General features: G+C 68.9%; 13 protein-coding genes. 2 read left to right on the top strand and 11 right to left on the bottom strand.

Going from position 1 to position 15,361, the window contains the following annotated elements:
• Positions 1-35 precede the first annotated feature (35 nt).
• Positions 36-740 (bottom strand): SIMPL domain-containing protein, encoded by a 705-nt coding sequence (locus tag ABZV38_RS06965; RefSeq protein ID WP_356325343.1) that lies wholly within the window; start codon positions 738-740, stop codon positions 36-38.
• 135 nt (positions 741-875) lie between these two features.
• Here ABZV38_RS06965 and ABZV38_RS06970 point away from each other — a divergent pair, with 135 nt between their 5' ends.
• A complete protein-coding gene (locus ABZV38_RS06970) occupies positions 876-2,675 on the top strand; it encodes a 5'-nucleotidase C-terminal domain-containing protein (RefSeq protein WP_356325345.1) in 1,800 nt (599 codons plus the stop codon).
• A 65-nt stretch (positions 2,676-2,740) separates the two neighbouring features.
• Here ABZV38_RS06970 and ABZV38_RS06975 read toward each other — a convergent pair whose 3' ends face one another.
• The 3 genes from ABZV38_RS06975 to pepN all read right to left on the bottom strand — a co-directional run bounded on the left by ABZV38_RS06975 (position 2,741) and on the right by pepN (position 8,300).
• Positions 2,741-4,162 carry a SidA/IucD/PvdA family monooxygenase gene (locus ABZV38_RS06975; RefSeq protein WP_356325347.1) on the bottom strand — a complete coding sequence of 474 codons (1,422 nt, stop codon included), beginning with the start codon at positions 4,160-4,162 and terminating at the stop codon, positions 2,741-2,743.
• Positions 4,159-5,559 (bottom strand): aminotransferase class V-fold PLP-dependent enzyme, encoded by a 1,401-nt coding sequence (locus ABZV38_RS06980; RefSeq protein ID WP_356325641.1) that lies wholly within the window; start codon positions 5,557-5,559, stop codon positions 4,159-4,161. Before ABZV38_RS06980 ends, ABZV38_RS06975 begins: the two co-directional genes overlap by 4 nt.
• Positions 5,560-5,795: 236 nt before the next feature.
• Entirely contained in the window at positions 5,796-8,300 is a 2,505-nt protein-coding gene (gene pepN, locus ABZV38_RS06985) for an aminopeptidase N (protein WP_356325349.1), read from the bottom strand.
• A gap of 161 nt (positions 8,301-8,461) precedes the next feature.
• Here pepN and ABZV38_RS06990 point away from each other — a divergent pair, with 161 nt between their 5' ends.
• Positions 8,462-9,004 carry a MarR family transcriptional regulator gene (locus tag ABZV38_RS06990; protein ID WP_356325351.1) on the top strand — a complete coding sequence of 181 codons (543 nt, stop codon included), beginning with the start codon at positions 8,462-8,464 and terminating at the stop codon, positions 9,002-9,004.
• A 167-nt stretch (positions 9,005-9,171) separates the two neighbouring features.
• Here ABZV38_RS06990 and ABZV38_RS06995 read toward each other — a convergent pair whose 3' ends face one another.
• From ABZV38_RS06995 to ABZV38_RS07025, 7 genes are all read right to left on the bottom strand, one after another.
• The gene (locus tag ABZV38_RS06995; protein WP_356325353.1) at positions 9,172-10,251 is read right to left on the bottom strand and encodes an aromatic ring-hydroxylating dioxygenase subunit alpha; all 1,080 of its coding nucleotides are present in this window, start codon (positions 10,249-10,251) and stop codon (positions 9,172-9,174) included.
• Positions 10,252-10,258: 7 nt separating this feature from the next.
• Positions 10,259-10,480 carry a recombinase-like helix-turn-helix domain-containing protein gene (locus ABZV38_RS07000; protein WP_356325355.1) on the bottom strand — a complete coding sequence of 74 codons (222 nt, stop codon included), beginning with the start codon at positions 10,478-10,480 and terminating at the stop codon, positions 10,259-10,261.
• A 22-nt stretch (positions 10,481-10,502) separates the two neighbouring features.
• Positions 10,503-11,468, bottom strand: a complete 966-nt coding sequence (locus tag ABZV38_RS07005) for a PDR/VanB family oxidoreductase (protein ID WP_356325357.1) — start codon at positions 11,466-11,468, stop codon at positions 10,503-10,505.
• Positions 11,465-13,126 carry a thiamine pyrophosphate-binding protein gene (locus ABZV38_RS07010; RefSeq protein ID WP_356325359.1) on the bottom strand — a complete coding sequence of 554 codons (1,662 nt, stop codon included), beginning with the start codon at positions 13,124-13,126 and terminating at the stop codon, positions 11,465-11,467. Before ABZV38_RS07010 ends, ABZV38_RS07005 begins: the two co-directional genes overlap by 4 nt.
• Positions 13,127-13,169: 43 nt before the next feature.
• On the bottom strand, positions 13,170-13,955 hold the full coding sequence (locus ABZV38_RS07015; RefSeq protein ID WP_356325361.1) for an SDR family oxidoreductase: 786 nt from the start codon (positions 13,953-13,955) through the stop codon (positions 13,170-13,172).
• Positions 13,956-14,047: 92 nt separating this feature from the next.
• Entirely contained in the window at positions 14,048-14,824 is a 777-nt protein-coding gene (locus ABZV38_RS07020) for a 3-oxoacyl-ACP reductase family protein (RefSeq protein ID WP_356325363.1), read from the bottom strand.
• Complete coding sequence (locus tag ABZV38_RS07025) at positions 14,824-15,339, bottom strand: cupin domain-containing protein (RefSeq protein ID WP_356325643.1); 516 nt, start codon at positions 15,337-15,339, stop codon at positions 14,824-14,826. Before ABZV38_RS07025 ends, ABZV38_RS07020 begins: the two co-directional genes overlap by 1 nt.
• Positions 15,340-15,361: the final 22 nt, after the last annotated feature.

A 15,361-nucleotide genomic window follows, 5' to 3' on the forward strand; every position in this document is an offset into this window, starting at 1 on the left:
AATTGTGCACCGGGGCGCTCTGATGAGCATTCTGTTCAGAGTTTTGGGGGTGCCATGGTGAAGCGGGCGTTCACCTGGGCGTAGACGGTCTGTCGTTGGGGTTCGAGGTCGAGGGCGGGGGGTGTTTCGGGTTCTGCTCCGCCGTATGCGGCGCGGCCGCGGAAGCTGCCGGGGGCGGTGGGCACGGGTGGGAATGGGGCGGTGTTCTCGGCGCCGAGGTCGGCGAGCTCGAGGAGGGCGGTGAGGTGGGTGTCGAGGGCGTCGGCGTATTCGCGGGCGCGTTGGAGGGCTTCTCGTACGGCTTGGCGGCGGGCTTCGCTGTGGGCGGGCGAGTCGGGGCGCAGGGCCCATCGGGGGCCGTTGATGTGGGTCATGTCGAGGTCGGCGATGCGGGTGGTGAGTTCGCCGAGTGCGGTGAAGTCGCCCAGTACGGCGGTGATGTGGACGCGGCCGTGGTAGGCGCGGATTTTTTCGTCGCGTCCGCGTGCGGTGAGTTCGGGGGTGATGGAGAGGGCGCCGGTTTCGAGTTTTTCGACGGCCTGTCCGTAGGTGCGTGCGAGTTCGAGGACGTTGGCGTTGCGTCGGGTGAGGTCGTCGAGGGCTGTGCGGCGGTCTTTGCCCCGGGCGGTGACGGTGATGGTGATGTGGGCGGTTTCGGGGTCGACTTCGAGGCGGGCTTCGCCGCGGACGGCGACGCGTGGGTGGTCGGGGGTGCCGTAGGGGGCTGGTGTGTGGGTCATGGGTCCACTGTCGCATCGGGGGTGTGACACGTGTGGTCATCAGATACAAACCTGCGAGGGGTGTTGCCGGGTGCGGCTGGTGGGTCATTATCTACGCGCGTTGTGTACTGCGAGATCTGATCTGTGGGAGACGAGATGCCGCTGAACCGTAGGACGTTCCTGGGCACATCGGCTGCGGCCGGCGCCGGTGTGGCGATGGCTGGGGGTGTGGCTGTGCCTGCCGAGGCTCACGGTCGTGGTCATGGGCGTCCGCCGAAGCGGTATTCGTTCACGGTGATGGGTACGACCGATCTGCATGGGAATGTCTTCAACTGGGACTACTTCACGGACAAGGAGTTCGACGACAAGGCGCACAACGATGTGGGTCTGGCGAAGATCTCGACGCTGGTGGAGCAGGTCCGTGCGGAGAAGGGCCGTCACAACACCCTGATGATCGATGCGGGTGACACGATCCAGGGCACGCAGCTGTCGTACTACTACGCGAAGATCGATCCGATCACGGCGAAGCGTGGTCCGGTGCATCCGATGGCGCAGGCGATGAACGCGATCGGGTATGACGCGGCGGCGCTGGGCAACCACGAGTTCAACTACGGCATTCCGGTGCTGCGGAAGTTCGAGGAGCAGTGTGATTTTCCGCTGCTGGGTGCGAATGCGCTGGATGCGAAGACGTTGAGGCCGGCGTTCGCTCCGTATGTGATCAAGCGGATGCGTACGCCGCACGGTCCGGATGTGAAGGTGGCGATTCTTGGGTTGACGAACCCGGGGATCGCGATCTGGGACAAGGCGAATGTCAGCGGCAAGATGGTGTTTCCGGGGTTGGCGGAGCAGGCGGCGAAGTTTGTGCCGCGGCTTCGGTCCATGGGGGCGGATGTCGTGATCGTGTCGGCGCATTCGGGGACCAGCGGGACGTCGTCGTACGGTGATCAGGTTCCGTATGTGGAGAATGCGGCGGCGCTGGTGGCGGAGCAGGTGCCGGGTATCGATGCGATTCTTGTCGGTCATGCGCACCTGGAGATCCCCGAGTACTTCGTGGAGAACAAGGAGACGGGTAACAAGGTGGTGCTCTCCGAGCCGTTGAAGTGGGGGCAGCGGTTGACGTTGTTCGACTTCGATCTGGTGTGGGAGAAGGGCCGCTGGGTGGTGGAGGGTGCCGGTTCTCAGGTGCTGAACTCCAACGCGGTGGCCGAGGACCCGAAGATCACTGGGTTGCTGGCCGACGAGCACAAGAAGGTTGTGGCGTACGTCAATCAGGTGATCGGTACGTCGACGGTGTCGATGACGACGGCGGAGGCGGCGTGGAAGGACGAGCCGATCATTGATCTGATCAATGTGGTTCAGGCGGAGACGGTGAAGGCTGCTCTGGCTGGTGGCGAGTATGCGCCGCTTCCGGTGCTGTCGCAGGCGTCGTGTTTCTCGCGTACGGCGCAGATTCCCGCCGGTGATGTGACGATCAAGGATGCGGCGGGGTTGTATCCGTTCGAGAACACGCTTGAGGCGCGGTTGTTGACGGGTGCGCAGCTCAAGGATTATCTGGAGTTTTCGGCGCGGTATTACGTGCAGACGGCGGCTGATGCTCCGGTGGATACGGCGAAGTTGACGAATGCGGGCAACACGCCGGACTACAACTATGACGCGGTGTCGGGTCTGACGTATGACATCGACATTGCGAAGCCGAATGGTTCGCGGATTGTGAATCTGTCGTTCGAGGGCCGGGCGATCGATCCGGCGGCTCAGTTCGTGCTGGCGGTGAACAATTATCGGGCGAGCGGTGGCGGTAATTTCCCGCATGTGCCGGGTGCGAAGCAGTTGTGGGCGAATTCGGAGGAGATCCGGAACACGATCATTGCGTGGGTGCAGGCGAAGGGTTCGGTGGACGGTACGCAGTTCGCTTCGGTGGACTGGCGGCTGACGCGGGATGGTAAGCCGGTGTTCTAGCGGGTTCTTTGGTCGAGCGGCCGTCTCCTTTCCGGGAGGCGGCCGCTTCTGTTTTGTGCTATGGGTCAGTTGCCTTGTACGAGGGGGATGAGGCCGGGGTACTGGTGGGGGATTTTGGGGGTGTGCTGGGGGGTGAGGCCGAAGGTGGTGAAGGCGGTGCGTTGTGGGAGGGGGTAGGCGTCGGTGCCGGTGAGGTTGTTGAGGATGGTGGCGCTGCGCCAGGCGGCGAGTCCGAGGTCGGGGGCGCCGACGCCGTGGGTGTGGCGTTCGGCGTTCTGTACGTAGACGTTGCCGGTGACGGTGGGGTCGAGTTCGAGGCGGAAGTGGTCGTCGATGCGGGGGCGTCCGCCGGTGTCGCGGCGGATGTGGGGGGCGAGGCCGGTGAGGATGCGGTCGAGGGGGCGTTCGCGGTAGCCGGTGGCGAGGACGACTGCGTCGGTGGTGAGGCGGGTGCGGGTGCCTTGTTGGGTGTGTTCGAGGTGGAGTTCGACGCGAGTGTTGGCGAGGCGGCCTGCGGTGCGTACGTGGACGCCGGGGGTGAGGGTGGTGTCGGGCCAGCCGCCGTGGAGGGTGCGGCGGTAGAGCTCGTCGTGGATGGCGGCGATGGTGTCGGCGTCGATGCCTTTGTGGAGTTGCCATTGGTGGGGGACGAGTTCGTCGCGTACGTGTTCGGGGAGTGCGTGGAAGTAGCGGCTGTAGTCGGGGGTGAAGTGTTCGAGGCCGAGTTTGGAGTACTCCATGGGGGCGAAGGCGTGGGTGCGGGCGAGCCAGTGGAGCTTTTCGTGTCCGGTGGGGCGTGCGCGGAGGAGGTCGAGGAAGATTTCGGCGCCTGACTGGCCGGAGCCGATGACGGTGATGTGTTCGGCTTCGAGGAGTTGTTGGCGGTGGTGGAGGTAGTCGGCGGAGTGGATGACGGGGACGGATTCGGCGTCGGCGAGGGGTTTGAGGGGTTCGGGGATGAAGGGTTCGGTGCCGATGCCGAGGGCGATGTGGCGGGTGTAGGCGCGGCCGAGGGCTTCGGCTTCGCCGTGGGTGTCGAGTTGGGTGAAGTCGACTTCGAAGAGTTGGCGTTCGGGGTTCCAGCGGACGGCGTCGACCTGGTGGCTGAAGTGGAGTCCGGGGAGTTGGTCGGTGACCCAGCGGCAGTAGGCGTCGTATTCGGCTCGTTGGATGTGGAAGCGCTCGGCGAAGTAGAAGGGGAAGAGGCGGTCGCGGCTGCGTAGGTAGTTGAGGAAGGTCCAGGGGCTTGCGGGGTCGGCGAGGGTGACGAGGTCGGCGAGGAAGGGGACTTGGAGGCTGGCGCCGTCGATGAGGAGGCCGGGGTGCCAGTGGAAGGCAGGGCGTTGCTCGTAGAAGGTCGCGGCGAGGGGGTGGGGGTTGCCGGGGATGCCGTGGGCGAGGGCGGCGAGGGAGAGGTTGAAGGGGCCGATGCCGATGCCGACGAGGTCGTGTGGCTGGTCGGGGCTGGGGGTGGGTCGGTCGGTCATCGGGGTGTGTTGCCTTTCTTGAGGTCGTGGGTGAGGTGGGTGACGTGGTCGAGGAGGGTTTGGAGGTCGTGGGGGGTGGTGTGGGGGTTGAGGAGGGTGGCTTTGAGCCAGAGGCCGTTGTGGGTGTGGGCGCGGCCGAGGACGGCTCGGCCGTTGGTGAGGAGGGTGCGGCGGATGGTGGCGACGGTGTGGTCGTCGGTGTTGGTGGGGCGGAAGAGGACTGTGGTGATGGTGGGGCGGGCGTAGAGGTCGAGGGTGGGGGTGTGGGTGATGAGGTCGGCGAGGTGGTGGGCGGTGTTGATGGTGCGGTCGATGAGGTCGGCGAGTCCGGTGCGGCCGAGGGCTTGGAGGGTGACGGCGATTTTGAGGGCGTCGGGTCGGCGGGTGGTGCGCAGGGAGCGGCCGAGGAGGTCGGGGAGGCCGGCTTCGGTGTCGTCGTGGGCGTTGAGGTAGGGGGCTTGGTGGTGGAGGGCTTGGAGGTGGTGGTGGTCGGGGACGGCGAGGATGCCTGCAGGTGCGGGCTGCCAGCCGAGTTTGTGGAGGTCGAGGGTGACGCTGTGGGCGCGGTGGAGGCCGTGGAGTTTGGTGCGGTGGGTGGGGCTGAAGAGGAGGGGGCCGCCGTAGGCGGCGTCGATGTGGAGTTCGGCGCCGTGGGTGGTGCAGAGGTCTGCGATGTCGTCCAGGGGGTCGATCTGGCCGGTGTCGGTGGTGCCTGCTGTGGCGGTGACGAGGAGGCGTTGGTGGTGGTGTCGGGTGAGGGTTTCTTCGAGTGCGGTGAGGTCCATGACGCCGGTGGGGGCGGGGATGGTGAGCGGTTCGGGGAGGCCGAGGAGCCAGGCGGCGCGGTTGATGCTGTGGTGGGCGTTGGTGGCGCAGATGGTTTGTACGGGGCCGTGGCGTTCGCGGGCGAGGAGGAGGGCGAGTTGGTTGGCTTCGGTGCCGCCGGTGGTGATGAGGGCGTCGGGGTGGGGGTGGTGGGGGTAGATCTCGCGGGCGAGTGCGGTGGTGGTGTCGGCTTCGAGGGTTGACGCAGCGGGTGCCTGGTCCCAGGAGTCCATGGAGGGGTTGAGGGCGGAGGCGGCGAGGTCGGCCGCGGTGGCGAGGGCGAGGGGCGGAGTGTGGAGGTGGGCTGCGCAGTGGGGGTGTGCGGGGTCTGCGGAGCCTCGGGTGAGTGCGGTGATGAGGGTGCGTAGGGCCTGGTGGGGGCCGGTGCCGTGGTCGGGGATGACGGGGTGGGTGGCGGCGTGTATGCGGGGGGTGGTGGTGTCGGGTCCGCCGGCGGGGATGGGTCCGTTTCGTTGGTGGGCTCCGTCCTGGAGTGCGGTGAGGACGGTGTCGAGGAGGGGGCGGAGGGCGTCGGGTCCGGTGGTGGATCCGGCGAGGGGTGGGGTGGGCACGGTGGTGAGGCCCTTCGGGTGCGCGCGTGTGGACATGCCAGCTTGTCCGGGTTTCTGGTGGCGCGGCCGGTGAGCGTGGTGATCTGAACTCGAATGGGGGATGGGTGGTGGGGGGTGGGGGGCTTGGTGGGGGTGCCGGTGGTATGGGTGTGCCCGGTGTCTCCCCCTGAGGTGGGGGTGGCGCCGGGCACGGGTGCTGCGGTGTGTGGGGTTGTGGGGGGTGTCGGTGGGGTGGCTCAGTGGGCGTTGCGTACGGCGAGGGCCCGGCGCAGGTCGTCGATCTGGTCGGTCAGTTTGCGGTGGAGGGCGGGGATGAGGGTGGGGTCGTTCAGCGCTTGTTCGCCGCGCCGGAGGTTGTCGGTGTCGATGGCGTAGTGGGGGAAGGCGTAGCGGCCTGCGGCTTCGGCGATGGCGGGGCCGCGGCGGGCGGCGAGTGCGGTGGCTTCGGGGTAGTAGCGGGGGACGTAGGTGTGGACGAGGTAGGCCTGTTCGGGTTGCCAGAAGCCCTGGGCGGTGGCGGTGAAGAGGTAGTTGGAGAGAGTGTCGTCGTTGAAGAGGCTGTGCCAGGCGGTGGCTTTGGCTTCGGGGGTGGGGAGGGCGGCGCGGCAGCGGGCGGCGCCTTCCTGTCCGGTGGCGCTGGGGTCGTTCTCGAGTTCGGTGGCGATGGCGGTTTCGTCGGTGGCGCCGAGGACGGCGAGGCGGGTGAGGATGCGCCAGCGGAGTTCGGGGTCGAGTTCGGGGCCGCCGGGGACGCTGCCGTTGGTGAGCCAGTCCTGGATGGTGTCGGGCTGGGTGGCGGCGTCGATGAGGTGGCGTACTGCGGTGAGGCGGAGTCCGGGGTTCGTGCCGTCCTCGGTGCGGCGGATGAGGTCGCGGCAGAGGTCCGTGAGAGTGGCATGGGCGGCGGGGCGGTCGTCGGGGGTGGTGTAGCGGCGGGTGATCTGGGTGTCGGCGAAGGTGAGGACGCCTTGGACGAGGGCGAGGTCGGTCTCGTGCGGGAGGTGGGTGCGGGCCGTGCGGAGGTAGGTGGTGGGGTGGAGTTCACCGTCGCGGACCATGTCGCGGGCGGTGTTCCAGATGACGGCTCGGGTGAGGGCGTCGGGGATGCCGGAGAGGGTGTGTAGGGCGGTGTTCCAGGATTCGGGGTCGAGGCGGACCTTGGCGTAGGTGAGGTCGTTGTCGTTGGGGACGATGAGGGCGGGGCGGCGGCCGGGGTGGATCTTGGCGGTGTTGTTGTGGGGGACGTCCAGCTCGAAGCGGTCGCGCAGGATGAGGCGGTCGGGTCCCGACTGGGTGTCGAGGGCATGGTCGTAGGCGCCGACGGCGATGCGGTGGGGGCGGTGGCCGTGCTGGTCGATGGTGAGGGACCAGGCGCCGTCCGATTCGTCGACGTGGGGGGTGAGGGTGTCGACGCCGGTGGTGCGGAGCCATTGTTCGGCCCAGGCGTGGACGTTGCGGTCGGTGGCGGAGGCGAGGTTGTCGATGAAGTCGGCGAGGGTGGCGTTGGCGAATTTGTGTCGGGCGAAGTGGGTGTTGATGCCGGTGAGGAACTCTTTTTCGCCGAGCCAGGTGACGAGTTGGCGCAGGGCGGATGCGCCCTTGGCGTAGGAGATGCCGTCGAAGTTGAGCATGGCGGATGCGGTGTCGGGGACGGCGGCGGGGTCGGGGGCGACGGGGTGGGTGGAGGGGCGTTGGTCGGCGTCGTATCCCAAGCCCTTGCGGGCTACGCCGAAGTCGACCCAGGTGTCGGTGAAGCGGGTGGCTTCGGTGAGGGTCTGGTAGCCCATGCACTCGGCGAAGGACTCGTTGAGCCAGATGTCGTCCCACCAGGCGAGGGTCACGAGGTCGCCGAACCACATGTGGGCCATTTCGTGGGAGATGACCATGGCGCGGGTCTGGCGTTCGGTGTCGGTGACGGCTGAGCGGTAGATGAATTCGTCGCGGAAGGTGACGAGGCCGGGGTTCTCCATGGCGCCCGCGTTGAATTCGGGGACGAATGCCTGGTCGTAGGAGTCGAAGGGGTAGGGCTCGTCGAATTTTTCGTGGTAACGGTCGAAGCAGGCGCGGGTGATGTCGAGGATTTCGTCGGCGTCGGCGTCGAGGTGAGGGGCGAGGGAGCGGCGGCAGTGGACGCCGAAGGGCAGTCCGGCATGCTGGGTGGTGACGGAGTGCCAGGGACCTGCGGCGACGGCGACGAGGTAGGTGGAGATCAGTGGTGTGGGGGCGATGGTCCACCGGCCCTTGCCGGTGTGTTCGGCGATGCAGTTGCCGAGGACGGTCCAGCTTGCGGGGGCGGTGACGGTGAGAGCGAAGACGGATTTGAGGTCGGGCTGGTCGAATGCGGCGAAGACGCGTTGGACGTCTTCCATGAAGAGCTGGGTGTACAGGTACGTTTCGCCGTCGGTGGGGTCGGTGAAGCGGTGCATGCCTTCGCCGGTGCGGGAGTAGTGCATGGCGGCGTCGATGCGCAGTTCGTGCGGGCCGGCGGTGAGTGCGGTGAGGGGGTACCGGTTCTCGGTGAGGCCGGCGGGGTCGAGAGGGTGTCCGTCGAGGCTGATGGAGCGCAGGGTGGCGGGCTTGAGTTCGACGAAGGTGTCTCCGGCCGCCAGGGCGGTGAACTGGATGACGGTGCGGGAGTCGAAGGTGCCCTCACCCGTGGTCAGATCGAGGTCGATCGTGTACCGGTGTACGTCGAGGAACTGGGCTCGGGTCTGCGCTTCGCTGCGCGTCAGTACGGACATGGATCCATGCTGCCGCATGACGTGGGACGTGCGCAGTGGGGTTCTCGCGGGGCGGAGTGCGCGGTGGGCGGGGTGCCGTGCAGGTGGGTGCTGCGAGGCTGCGGGGGCCTTTGAGGGCTAAGATTCTTACCCATTGTGTTCCTGCACGGAGGGTGCCCGGGATGGCGAAGAAGACGACTTCCGCGACGCGGCAGGATGCGGTGGCGTCGATCGTCGAGGACTGGCGGCGGGAGCGGCCGGATCTGGATACGGCTCCGCTGGAGGTGTTCGGCCGGCTGCATCGGGCGTTCTTGCGGTACAGCGCGGCGATTTCGCGGCCGGTGGAGCGCAAGGGTCTGTCGATGGCGGGGTTCGATGTGCTGACCGCGTTGCGCAGGGCGGGTGCGCCGTTCCGTCGTACGGCGGGTGAGCTGGCGGATTCGGGGCTGGTCAGTTCGGCGGGAGTGACGTTGCGGATCGACCGGCTGGAGAAGGACGGGCTGATTCTGCGGGAGCGGGATCCGCAGGACCGTCGGGTGGTGCATTCGCGGTTGACGGACGAGGGGCTGTCGACGATCGACGAGTTGTTCTCGGAGCATCTGGAGAACGAGCGGCGGATGCTGGCGGGGCTTACTCCTGCGGAGTGTCGGCAGTTGGCGCGGCTGTTGGAGAAGTTGGAGCGGTCTGTGCTGGCGGCGGAGGAGGGGGCCGGCGAGGAGGGGTAGGGCCGGGGTCGCCCGGTAGCCGCTTTGTCCTCAAACGCGGGACAGGCTTGATTTGCGGGACGGGCTCGAGATTGCTCGGCCGGGCCCGTGCGTGAACCTCGATCGCCGGACGGGCTTGGGAATCAAGCCCGTCCGGCGATCGAGGACATTTTTGTGTGCGGGGCGGCTCAGCCGGTCGTGGGCGCCTGGGCCTGGGCCTGGGCCTCTGCCTCCGTGCGGTACATGCGGCGGACGCGGACGACGCCCAGGTCGTGCTGGTACAGGTTCTCCGCCTGGTCGGCGTCGCTGCGGAGTTCTTCGAGCATGATCCGGTCCTGTTCGAGGACGTCCCAGTGTCGGTCCTCCAGCACGGTCCTGTAGAGGAAGCGCCAGGTGTCGCGCTGCCAGTCCGTGACGCGGCGGTAGCGCCAGAAGAAGACGGCGCAGCGGTCCTCGTCGATGGGGGTGGCCATGCCGACGATGCCGAACGGGCCGCCGGGGCCGGCGGTGGACGGGTACGGGATGGTCAGGTCGACCCAGTCGACGCCGGTGCGGCAGAGTTCGACCCAGTCGAAGTTCACACCGCTCTGGTCGGTCTTCTCGAAGAAGAAGCCGCGTTCGGTCTCACGGATCCGGAAGCGGGCGGTGGTCTGCCCTTCGGACATGCTGTGCGAGTCGCGGTGCAGGAACGATCCGTGCATGGGGTCGAGGAGGTTCTCGACGGCGTAGCGCCAGTTGACGTTCCATTCCGCGTAGCAGAGGAAGGCCGTGACGCCGGGGTCGGTGAGCTGTTCCGGCAGGACGAGGGGGGCCGGTTCGGGGTGCTGGTTGTCGCCGAAGTAGGCGAGGATCGCGCCGCCGGTCTCGATGACATGGGGTGCGGCGACGAGCTGTTTGCCTTCGAGGTTGCAGCCGGGCAGGCCGGGTACGGCGGCGACGGTGCCGGTGCCGTCGACCTGGACGCCGTGGTACCAGCAGGCGATGCGGTCGCCGAGGTGTTTGCCGAGCGAGAGGCGGGCGCCGCGGTGGGGGCAGCGGTCCTCCAGCATGTGGAGCGTGCCGTCGGCGCGACGGAAGAGGAGCCATTCCTCGCCGAGGAGGGTGAGGCGCTTCATGCCGCCGGCGGGGACACGGTCCGAGGGGCAGACGGCGTACCACTGGTTGCGTATTCCGGTGGTGAAGAGGCGGTCGGCGGTGCGGTTGCCGGGGCGGGCGACTTCGGAGGGCCGGGTGGCTTCGCCCGTGTGTGCTGCGGTGTCGGTGGTCATGGTCGTTTCACGCTCCCAGTCGTCGCATCTCGGTGCGGAAGGTGTCCTCGGTCCACGGGTTGCCGTCGGGGGCGGGCAGGTCGCGGGCGTTGAGTCCGGCGACGAGGCCGGGCAGGTCGTGGGCGCCGCCGCCGAAGACGTCCTCGATCACTGCGGCGAGCTTCTTCTCGTACGGGGTGGGGTCGGCGGTGCGTGCCTGGTGGGGGTTGAGGTACTGCGGGGTGGTCATGTCGGCTCCCTTCGGGGGTGGTTCAGAGGTCGAGGACGAGGCGCGGGGTGCAGGCGCGGGAGACGCAGAGCATCATCGAGGCGCCGGCGGCCTTCTCGCTGTCGGAGAGCAGGAAGTCCCGGTGGTCGGGGGTGCCTTCGAGGACTTTGGTCTCGCAGGTGCCGCAGATGCCGTCGCGGCAGGAGGAGGGTACGGAGATTCCGGCGCCTTCCAGTGCGTCCAGGACGGAGGTGTCGGGGCCGACCTGGACGGTGGTTCCGGTGCGGGAGCAGATGACGTCGAAGCCGGTGTCCTCTCCGTCACGGGGGGCTGCCGTAGGGGCGGCGAAGCGTTCCGTGCGGGCGGTGGGGCAGCGTTCCTCGACGGCGGCGAGGAGGGGTTCCGGTCCGCAGGAGTAGACCTGGGTGTCTGCGGGGAGGTCGCCGAGGAGGGCGTCGAGGTCGAGGTGGCCCTGCTCGTCCTGGGGGACGAACTCGACTGATCCGCCGGAGCGTTCGGCGAGTGCGGTGAGTTCGGCGCCGAAGGCCATGGAGGCGCGGGTGCGGCCGCCGTGGACGAGGCGCCACGGGACGGCGCGGCGGGCCGCTTCGCGGGCCATGGCGAGGATCGGGGTGATGCCGATACCGCCTGCGATGAAGAGGAGGCTTCCGGCGTTGTTGTCGGCGTCGAGTTCGAAGTGGTTGCGGGGGCCTTGGACGCGGAGGGTCTGGCCGGGCCGCAGCTGGGTGTGGAGGTGGGCGGAGCCACCGCGGGATACGGGTTTCTTGAGGATGCCGATGCGCCAGTGGGTGGGGTCGGCGGGGTCGGAGCACAGGGAGTACTGGCGGATGTGGCCGCCGGCGTGTACGTCGATGTGGGCGCCGGGGGCCCAGGCGGGGAGGGGGGTGCCGTCCGGGTGGGTGAGTTCGATGCCGAGGACGCCGTCGGCTTCCCAGGTCATGCGGTGGACGAGCAGGTCGAGCTGGGGTTCTTGTCCGGTGGTGGTCATCGCGGGTCGCCTCCCTGTCCGGTGGCGGTCGAGGGGAGCTTGACGGGCGAGGTGAACGGGGTGTTCATCGGGCCGAGTGCGGCGAGGTCGATCTCGACGAGGGTGGGCCCGTCGGAGGCGGTGGCTTCCTTGATGACGGGGCCGGCGTCGGCCTCGGTGGCGATCCGGGCGTACGGGAGTCCGACAGCGGCGGCGAGCCCGGCGAAGTCGGGGGTGGTGAGGTCGACTCCGGAGCGGCGGGGGAAGTGGGTGTCCTGCATGTTGCGCAGGACGCCGTAGCCTCCGTCGTTGAAGACGAGGAGGGTGAGGCGGGGCCTCTCCTGGGCGAGGGTGAGGAGTTCGCCGAGGTGGACGGCGAGGCCGCCGTCGCCTGCGATGACGACGGTGGGGGTGCCGGGGCGGCCGAGTGCGGCGCCGATGCCCATGGCGAGTCCTTGTCCGATGCCGCCGCCGCGGGGGAAGACGTTGGTCGCCGGGTCGGTGATTTCCAGGAGCCGGTTTCCCCAGGTGGAGGAGGGGATGGTGACGTCGCGTGCGATGACGGATGCGGGCGGGCAGGCGTCGCGGATCGCGTCGTTGATGGCGGCCTGCGGGCCGATCGCGTGGCGCTGTGCGCTGCGGGCGTCGTGACGGGCCTTGCGTACGCGGGCGGGCCAGCCCGTCTCCGTACCCCTGCTGCTGATGCGTGCGAGGAGGGCGGTGAGGACGGCGGCCGCGTCGCCGTGCAGGGCGCAGGTGGCGGGGTAGACGCGGCCGGGGGCGGCCGGGTCGAGGGCCAGCTGGATGTGCGCCGCGGGCAGTTCGAGGCTGTAGTCGGCGGTCTCGTTGGAGCGGAAGTGGGTGCCGATGGAGAGCAGCACGTCGGCTTCGGCGAGGAGGGCGCGTCCGGCGGGGGCGGTGGCGTAGTTGCCGAGGACGCGTTCGTCGGACTCGGGGACGGAGCCGCGGCCGGAGTTGGAGGTGACGAGTCCGGCGTTCAGGGCGTCGAGGAGTGCGGCGAGTTCGGGGCGGGCGCTGTTGGCTCCGCCGCCGGCCCAGACGAGGGGGCGCTGTGCGGCGGCGAGGAGGGCGGCGGCCTGGTCGAGAAGTGCCGGGGCGGGCAGGGCCGGGGGTGCGCTGACGGGTACGGGGGTGCCGGTCAGCTGCTGGGGGGCGAACTGCAGGTCGATGGGCCATTCGACGCTGACGGGGCCGTGCGGGGCGGTGAGGGCGCGGGCGGCGGCGTCGCGCAGGATGTCGCCCGCGTCGGCGGCGTCGGTGACGGTGACGGCGTGGGTGGAGACCGCGCGCAGCATGCCGAGCTGGTCCTTGGTCTCGTGGATGAAGCCGCGTCCTGAGCCGAGGTATTCGCTGTCGATCTGCCCGGTGATGTGGAGTACCGGGGTGCCGGAGCTGAGGGACTCGATGAGGGAGCCGGCTGCGTTGCCTGCTCCGGTGCCGGTGCTGGTGAGGGCGCAGCCGAGGCGTCCGGTGGCGCGGGCGTATCCGTCGGCTGCGTTGACTGCGGCGGCTTCGTGGCGGACGGGGACGAAGCGCAGGTCGCGGTCCACGGCTTCGACGAGCGGCAGGTTGTGCACGCTGACGATGCCGAACACCGTGTCGACGCCGAGTCCGCGCAGCGTCTCGACGAGCAGGTCGCCGCCGTTGGGTTGGGTCATGTCGTTGCGCTCCTGAGGTACGTGTACGGGGTGGGGGTGGGCGTTATGCGATGGCGCGGTTGACGCCGCCGCAGACGTCGACGGTGGTGCCGGTGATGTACGAGGCCCGGGGGGAGAGAAGGGTGGTGACGGCGTACGCGACTTCGTCGGCGTTGCCGAGGCGGCCGAGTGCGATGCCCCGGTCGGCGGCGAGTTCGGCCTGCCAGGCGGGGTAGTCGAGGGGGGTGCCGGATGCTGCGTAGCGGCGCTCCCACTGTCCGGTGTCGATGAGGCCGAGGCAGACGGAGTTGACGCGGATGCCGTCGGGGGCGAGTTCCTTGGACAGGGACGTCGAGAGGTTGAGGATGCCGGCGCGGGCGGCGCTGGTGGTCATGAGCCGGGTCTCGGGCTGTTTGGCGAGTACGGCGTTGATGTTGACGACGGAGGCGTTGCCGGACTTGCGCAGGTGGGGCAGGGCGGCGTGGAGGGGGTTGAGGACGCCGAAGAATTTGAGTTCGAGTTCGTCGCGCCAGTCGTCGGCGGTGGTCTCGGCGAAGGGTTTCATCCGGGAGGCGCCGGCGTTGTTGACGAGTCCGTCGAGGCCGCCGAAGCGGTCGGCGGCTTCTTCGGTGAAGGCTTTGACTGCCGCTTCGTCGCGTACGTCGCAGGGGGCGTGGTGGAGCCGGTCGGGTCCGGCGAGTCCGTCGAGGGCGGTGGTGAGGGCGTCGGCGTGGCGGCCGCAGGTGGCGACGCGGGCGCCTTCGGCGAGCAGCATGCGGACCGTGGCGAGGCCGACGCCGGAGCTGCCGCCGGTGACGAGGATGCTGCGGTCGGCGAGGCCGAGGTCCATCTCGTACTCCTTGGTGTGAGGGGGGTGTCCCGGGCGGCTGCCGCACCGGGGCCCCGTGGGGGGTGGTCCGGTGCGGCGGTGTGCCCGTGGGGTCAGTGCATGGTGAAGCCGCCGTTGACGGCGAAGGTCTGGCCGGTGATGTAGCCGGACTCGTCGCCGACGAGGAAGGCGATCAGGCCGACCAGGTCCGCCGGTTGCTGGGGCCGGGAGATCGCCCGGTTCAGCCGGTACAGCTCGTGCCGTTCGGCGGGGATGTCGACGGAGGACTCCCCCTCGGTCAGTCCGGGGGCGACCGCGTTGACGGTGATGCCGAAGTCTCCGGTCTCGCGGGCCATGGCCCGGGTCAGGGAGATGACGGCACCCTTGGAGGCGATGTAGTGGGCGAGGCGGGGTGACCCGTACAGCGCGGCGTCCGAGGCGAGGTTGACGATCCGGCCGCTGCCGCCCGCCTTCATGAGCGGGAGGAGCGCGCGGGCGACGAGCCAGGGGCCGCGGGCGTTGACCGTCATGATGCGGTCCCACGCCTCCACGTCGATCTCGTGGAACGGTTTGCCGCCGACCGCGTTGGCCAGACCGGCGTTGTTGACCAGGCCGTGGAGCCTGGTGCCGTCGTCGGCGAGGGTGGTGGCGAGGGCGTCGACGGAGTCCGGGTCGGCGACGTCGAGCGGGTGGAAGTCCGCGGTGATGCCGTCGGCGCGCAGGTCGTCGGCGGCCTGTTTGCCGGTCTGTTCGTCGAGTTCGGCGATGACGACGCGGTAGCCGTCGCGGCCGATCCGGCGGGCCGCGGCCAGTCCAAGGCCGCGGCCGGCGCCGGTGACGACGACCGTACGAGAGCCGTCCACTGTACGGGAGGTGTCGTCGGCGGCCATCAGTCGCGGGTGATGCCGTGCATCGGGGAGTGCTCGGGGTACGTCGGGACCTGCGGCTTCCGGGTGCCGATGATGACGCAGAACAGGGCGTCGGTGTCGCCCTCGTTCTTCAGCGAGCGGGCCACTCCGGCGGGCACGACGATCATGTCGCGGTAGCCGAGGGTGCGGTACTCGGCCTCGTCGGCGCCGCGGTGGATGCCGACCCTGACCTGGCCCTCCAGGACGAAGAAGGCTTCCTCGACGTCGTGGTGGGTGTGCTCGGGGCCCTCGGCGCCGGGCGGCAGCAGCATGTTGGAGAAGGTGAAGCCGCCGGGCGGGATGATGCGGTTGTCGTTCTCGTGGTTGCCCGTGGCGCCGGAGCCGACGTAGCGGATCTGGGCACGCTTGTACTGGTCGCCGGCCTTCGCCTGGAAGGAGAGGGTGTTCCAGTCGGGCTCGCGGGAGTCCTTGGTGGCGATGAGGGAGTCGGTGTACTTCGCGAGGTCGCCGTCGGTCTCGTAGGGGGTGTTGTCGATGGGCACGGGTTGCTCCTCGGTT

Origin of the sequence: Streptomyces sp. NPDC005181, assembly GCF_040608395.1 — a bacterium.
Taxonomy (GTDB): domain Bacteria; phylum Actinomycetota; class Actinomycetes; order Streptomycetales; family Streptomycetaceae; genus Streptomyces.

What these genes read in the sequence shown, in the direction of transcription:
- ABZV38_RS06965 (WP_356325343.1), bottom strand. Translation starts at nt 740, where the DNA reads ATGACCCACACACCAGCCCCCTACGGCACCCCCGACCACCCACGCGTC.
- ABZV38_RS07005 (WP_356325357.1), bottom strand. Translation starts at nt 11,468, where the DNA reads ATGACCACCACCGGACAAGAACCCCAGCTCGACCTGCTCGTCCACCGC.
- ABZV38_RS07015 (WP_356325361.1), bottom strand. Translation starts at nt 13,955, where the DNA reads ATGGACCTCGGCCTCGCCGACCGCAGCATCCTCGTCACCGGCGGCAGC.
- pepN (WP_356325349.1), bottom strand. Translation starts at nt 8,300, where the DNA reads ATGTCCGTACTGACGCGCAGCGAAGCGCAGACCCGAGCCCAGTTCCTC.
- ABZV38_RS07010 (WP_356325359.1), bottom strand. Translation starts at nt 13,126, where the DNA reads ATGACCCAACCCAACGGCGGCGACCTGCTCGTCGAGACGCTGCGCGGA.
- ABZV38_RS07000 (WP_356325355.1), bottom strand. Translation starts at nt 10,480, where the DNA reads ATGACCACCCCGCAGTACCTCAACCCCCACCAGGCACGCACCGCCGAC.
- ABZV38_RS06990 (WP_356325351.1), top strand. Translation starts at nt 8,462, where the DNA reads ATGGCGAAGAAGACGACTTCCGCGACGCGGCAGGATGCGGTGGCGTCG.
- ABZV38_RS07020 (WP_356325363.1), bottom strand. Translation starts at nt 14,824, where the DNA reads ATGGCCGCCGACGACACCTCCCGTACAGTGGACGGCTCTCGTACGGTC.
- ABZV38_RS06995 (WP_356325353.1), bottom strand. Translation starts at nt 10,251, where the DNA reads ATGACCACCGACACCGCAGCACACACGGGCGAAGCCACCCGGCCCTCC.
- ABZV38_RS06975 (WP_356325347.1), bottom strand. Translation starts at nt 4,162, where the DNA reads ATGACCGACCGACCCACCCCCAGCCCCGACCAGCCACACGACCTCGTC.
- ABZV38_RS06970 (WP_356325345.1), top strand. Translation starts at nt 876, where the DNA reads ATGCCGCTGAACCGTAGGACGTTCCTGGGCACATCGGCTGCGGCCGGC.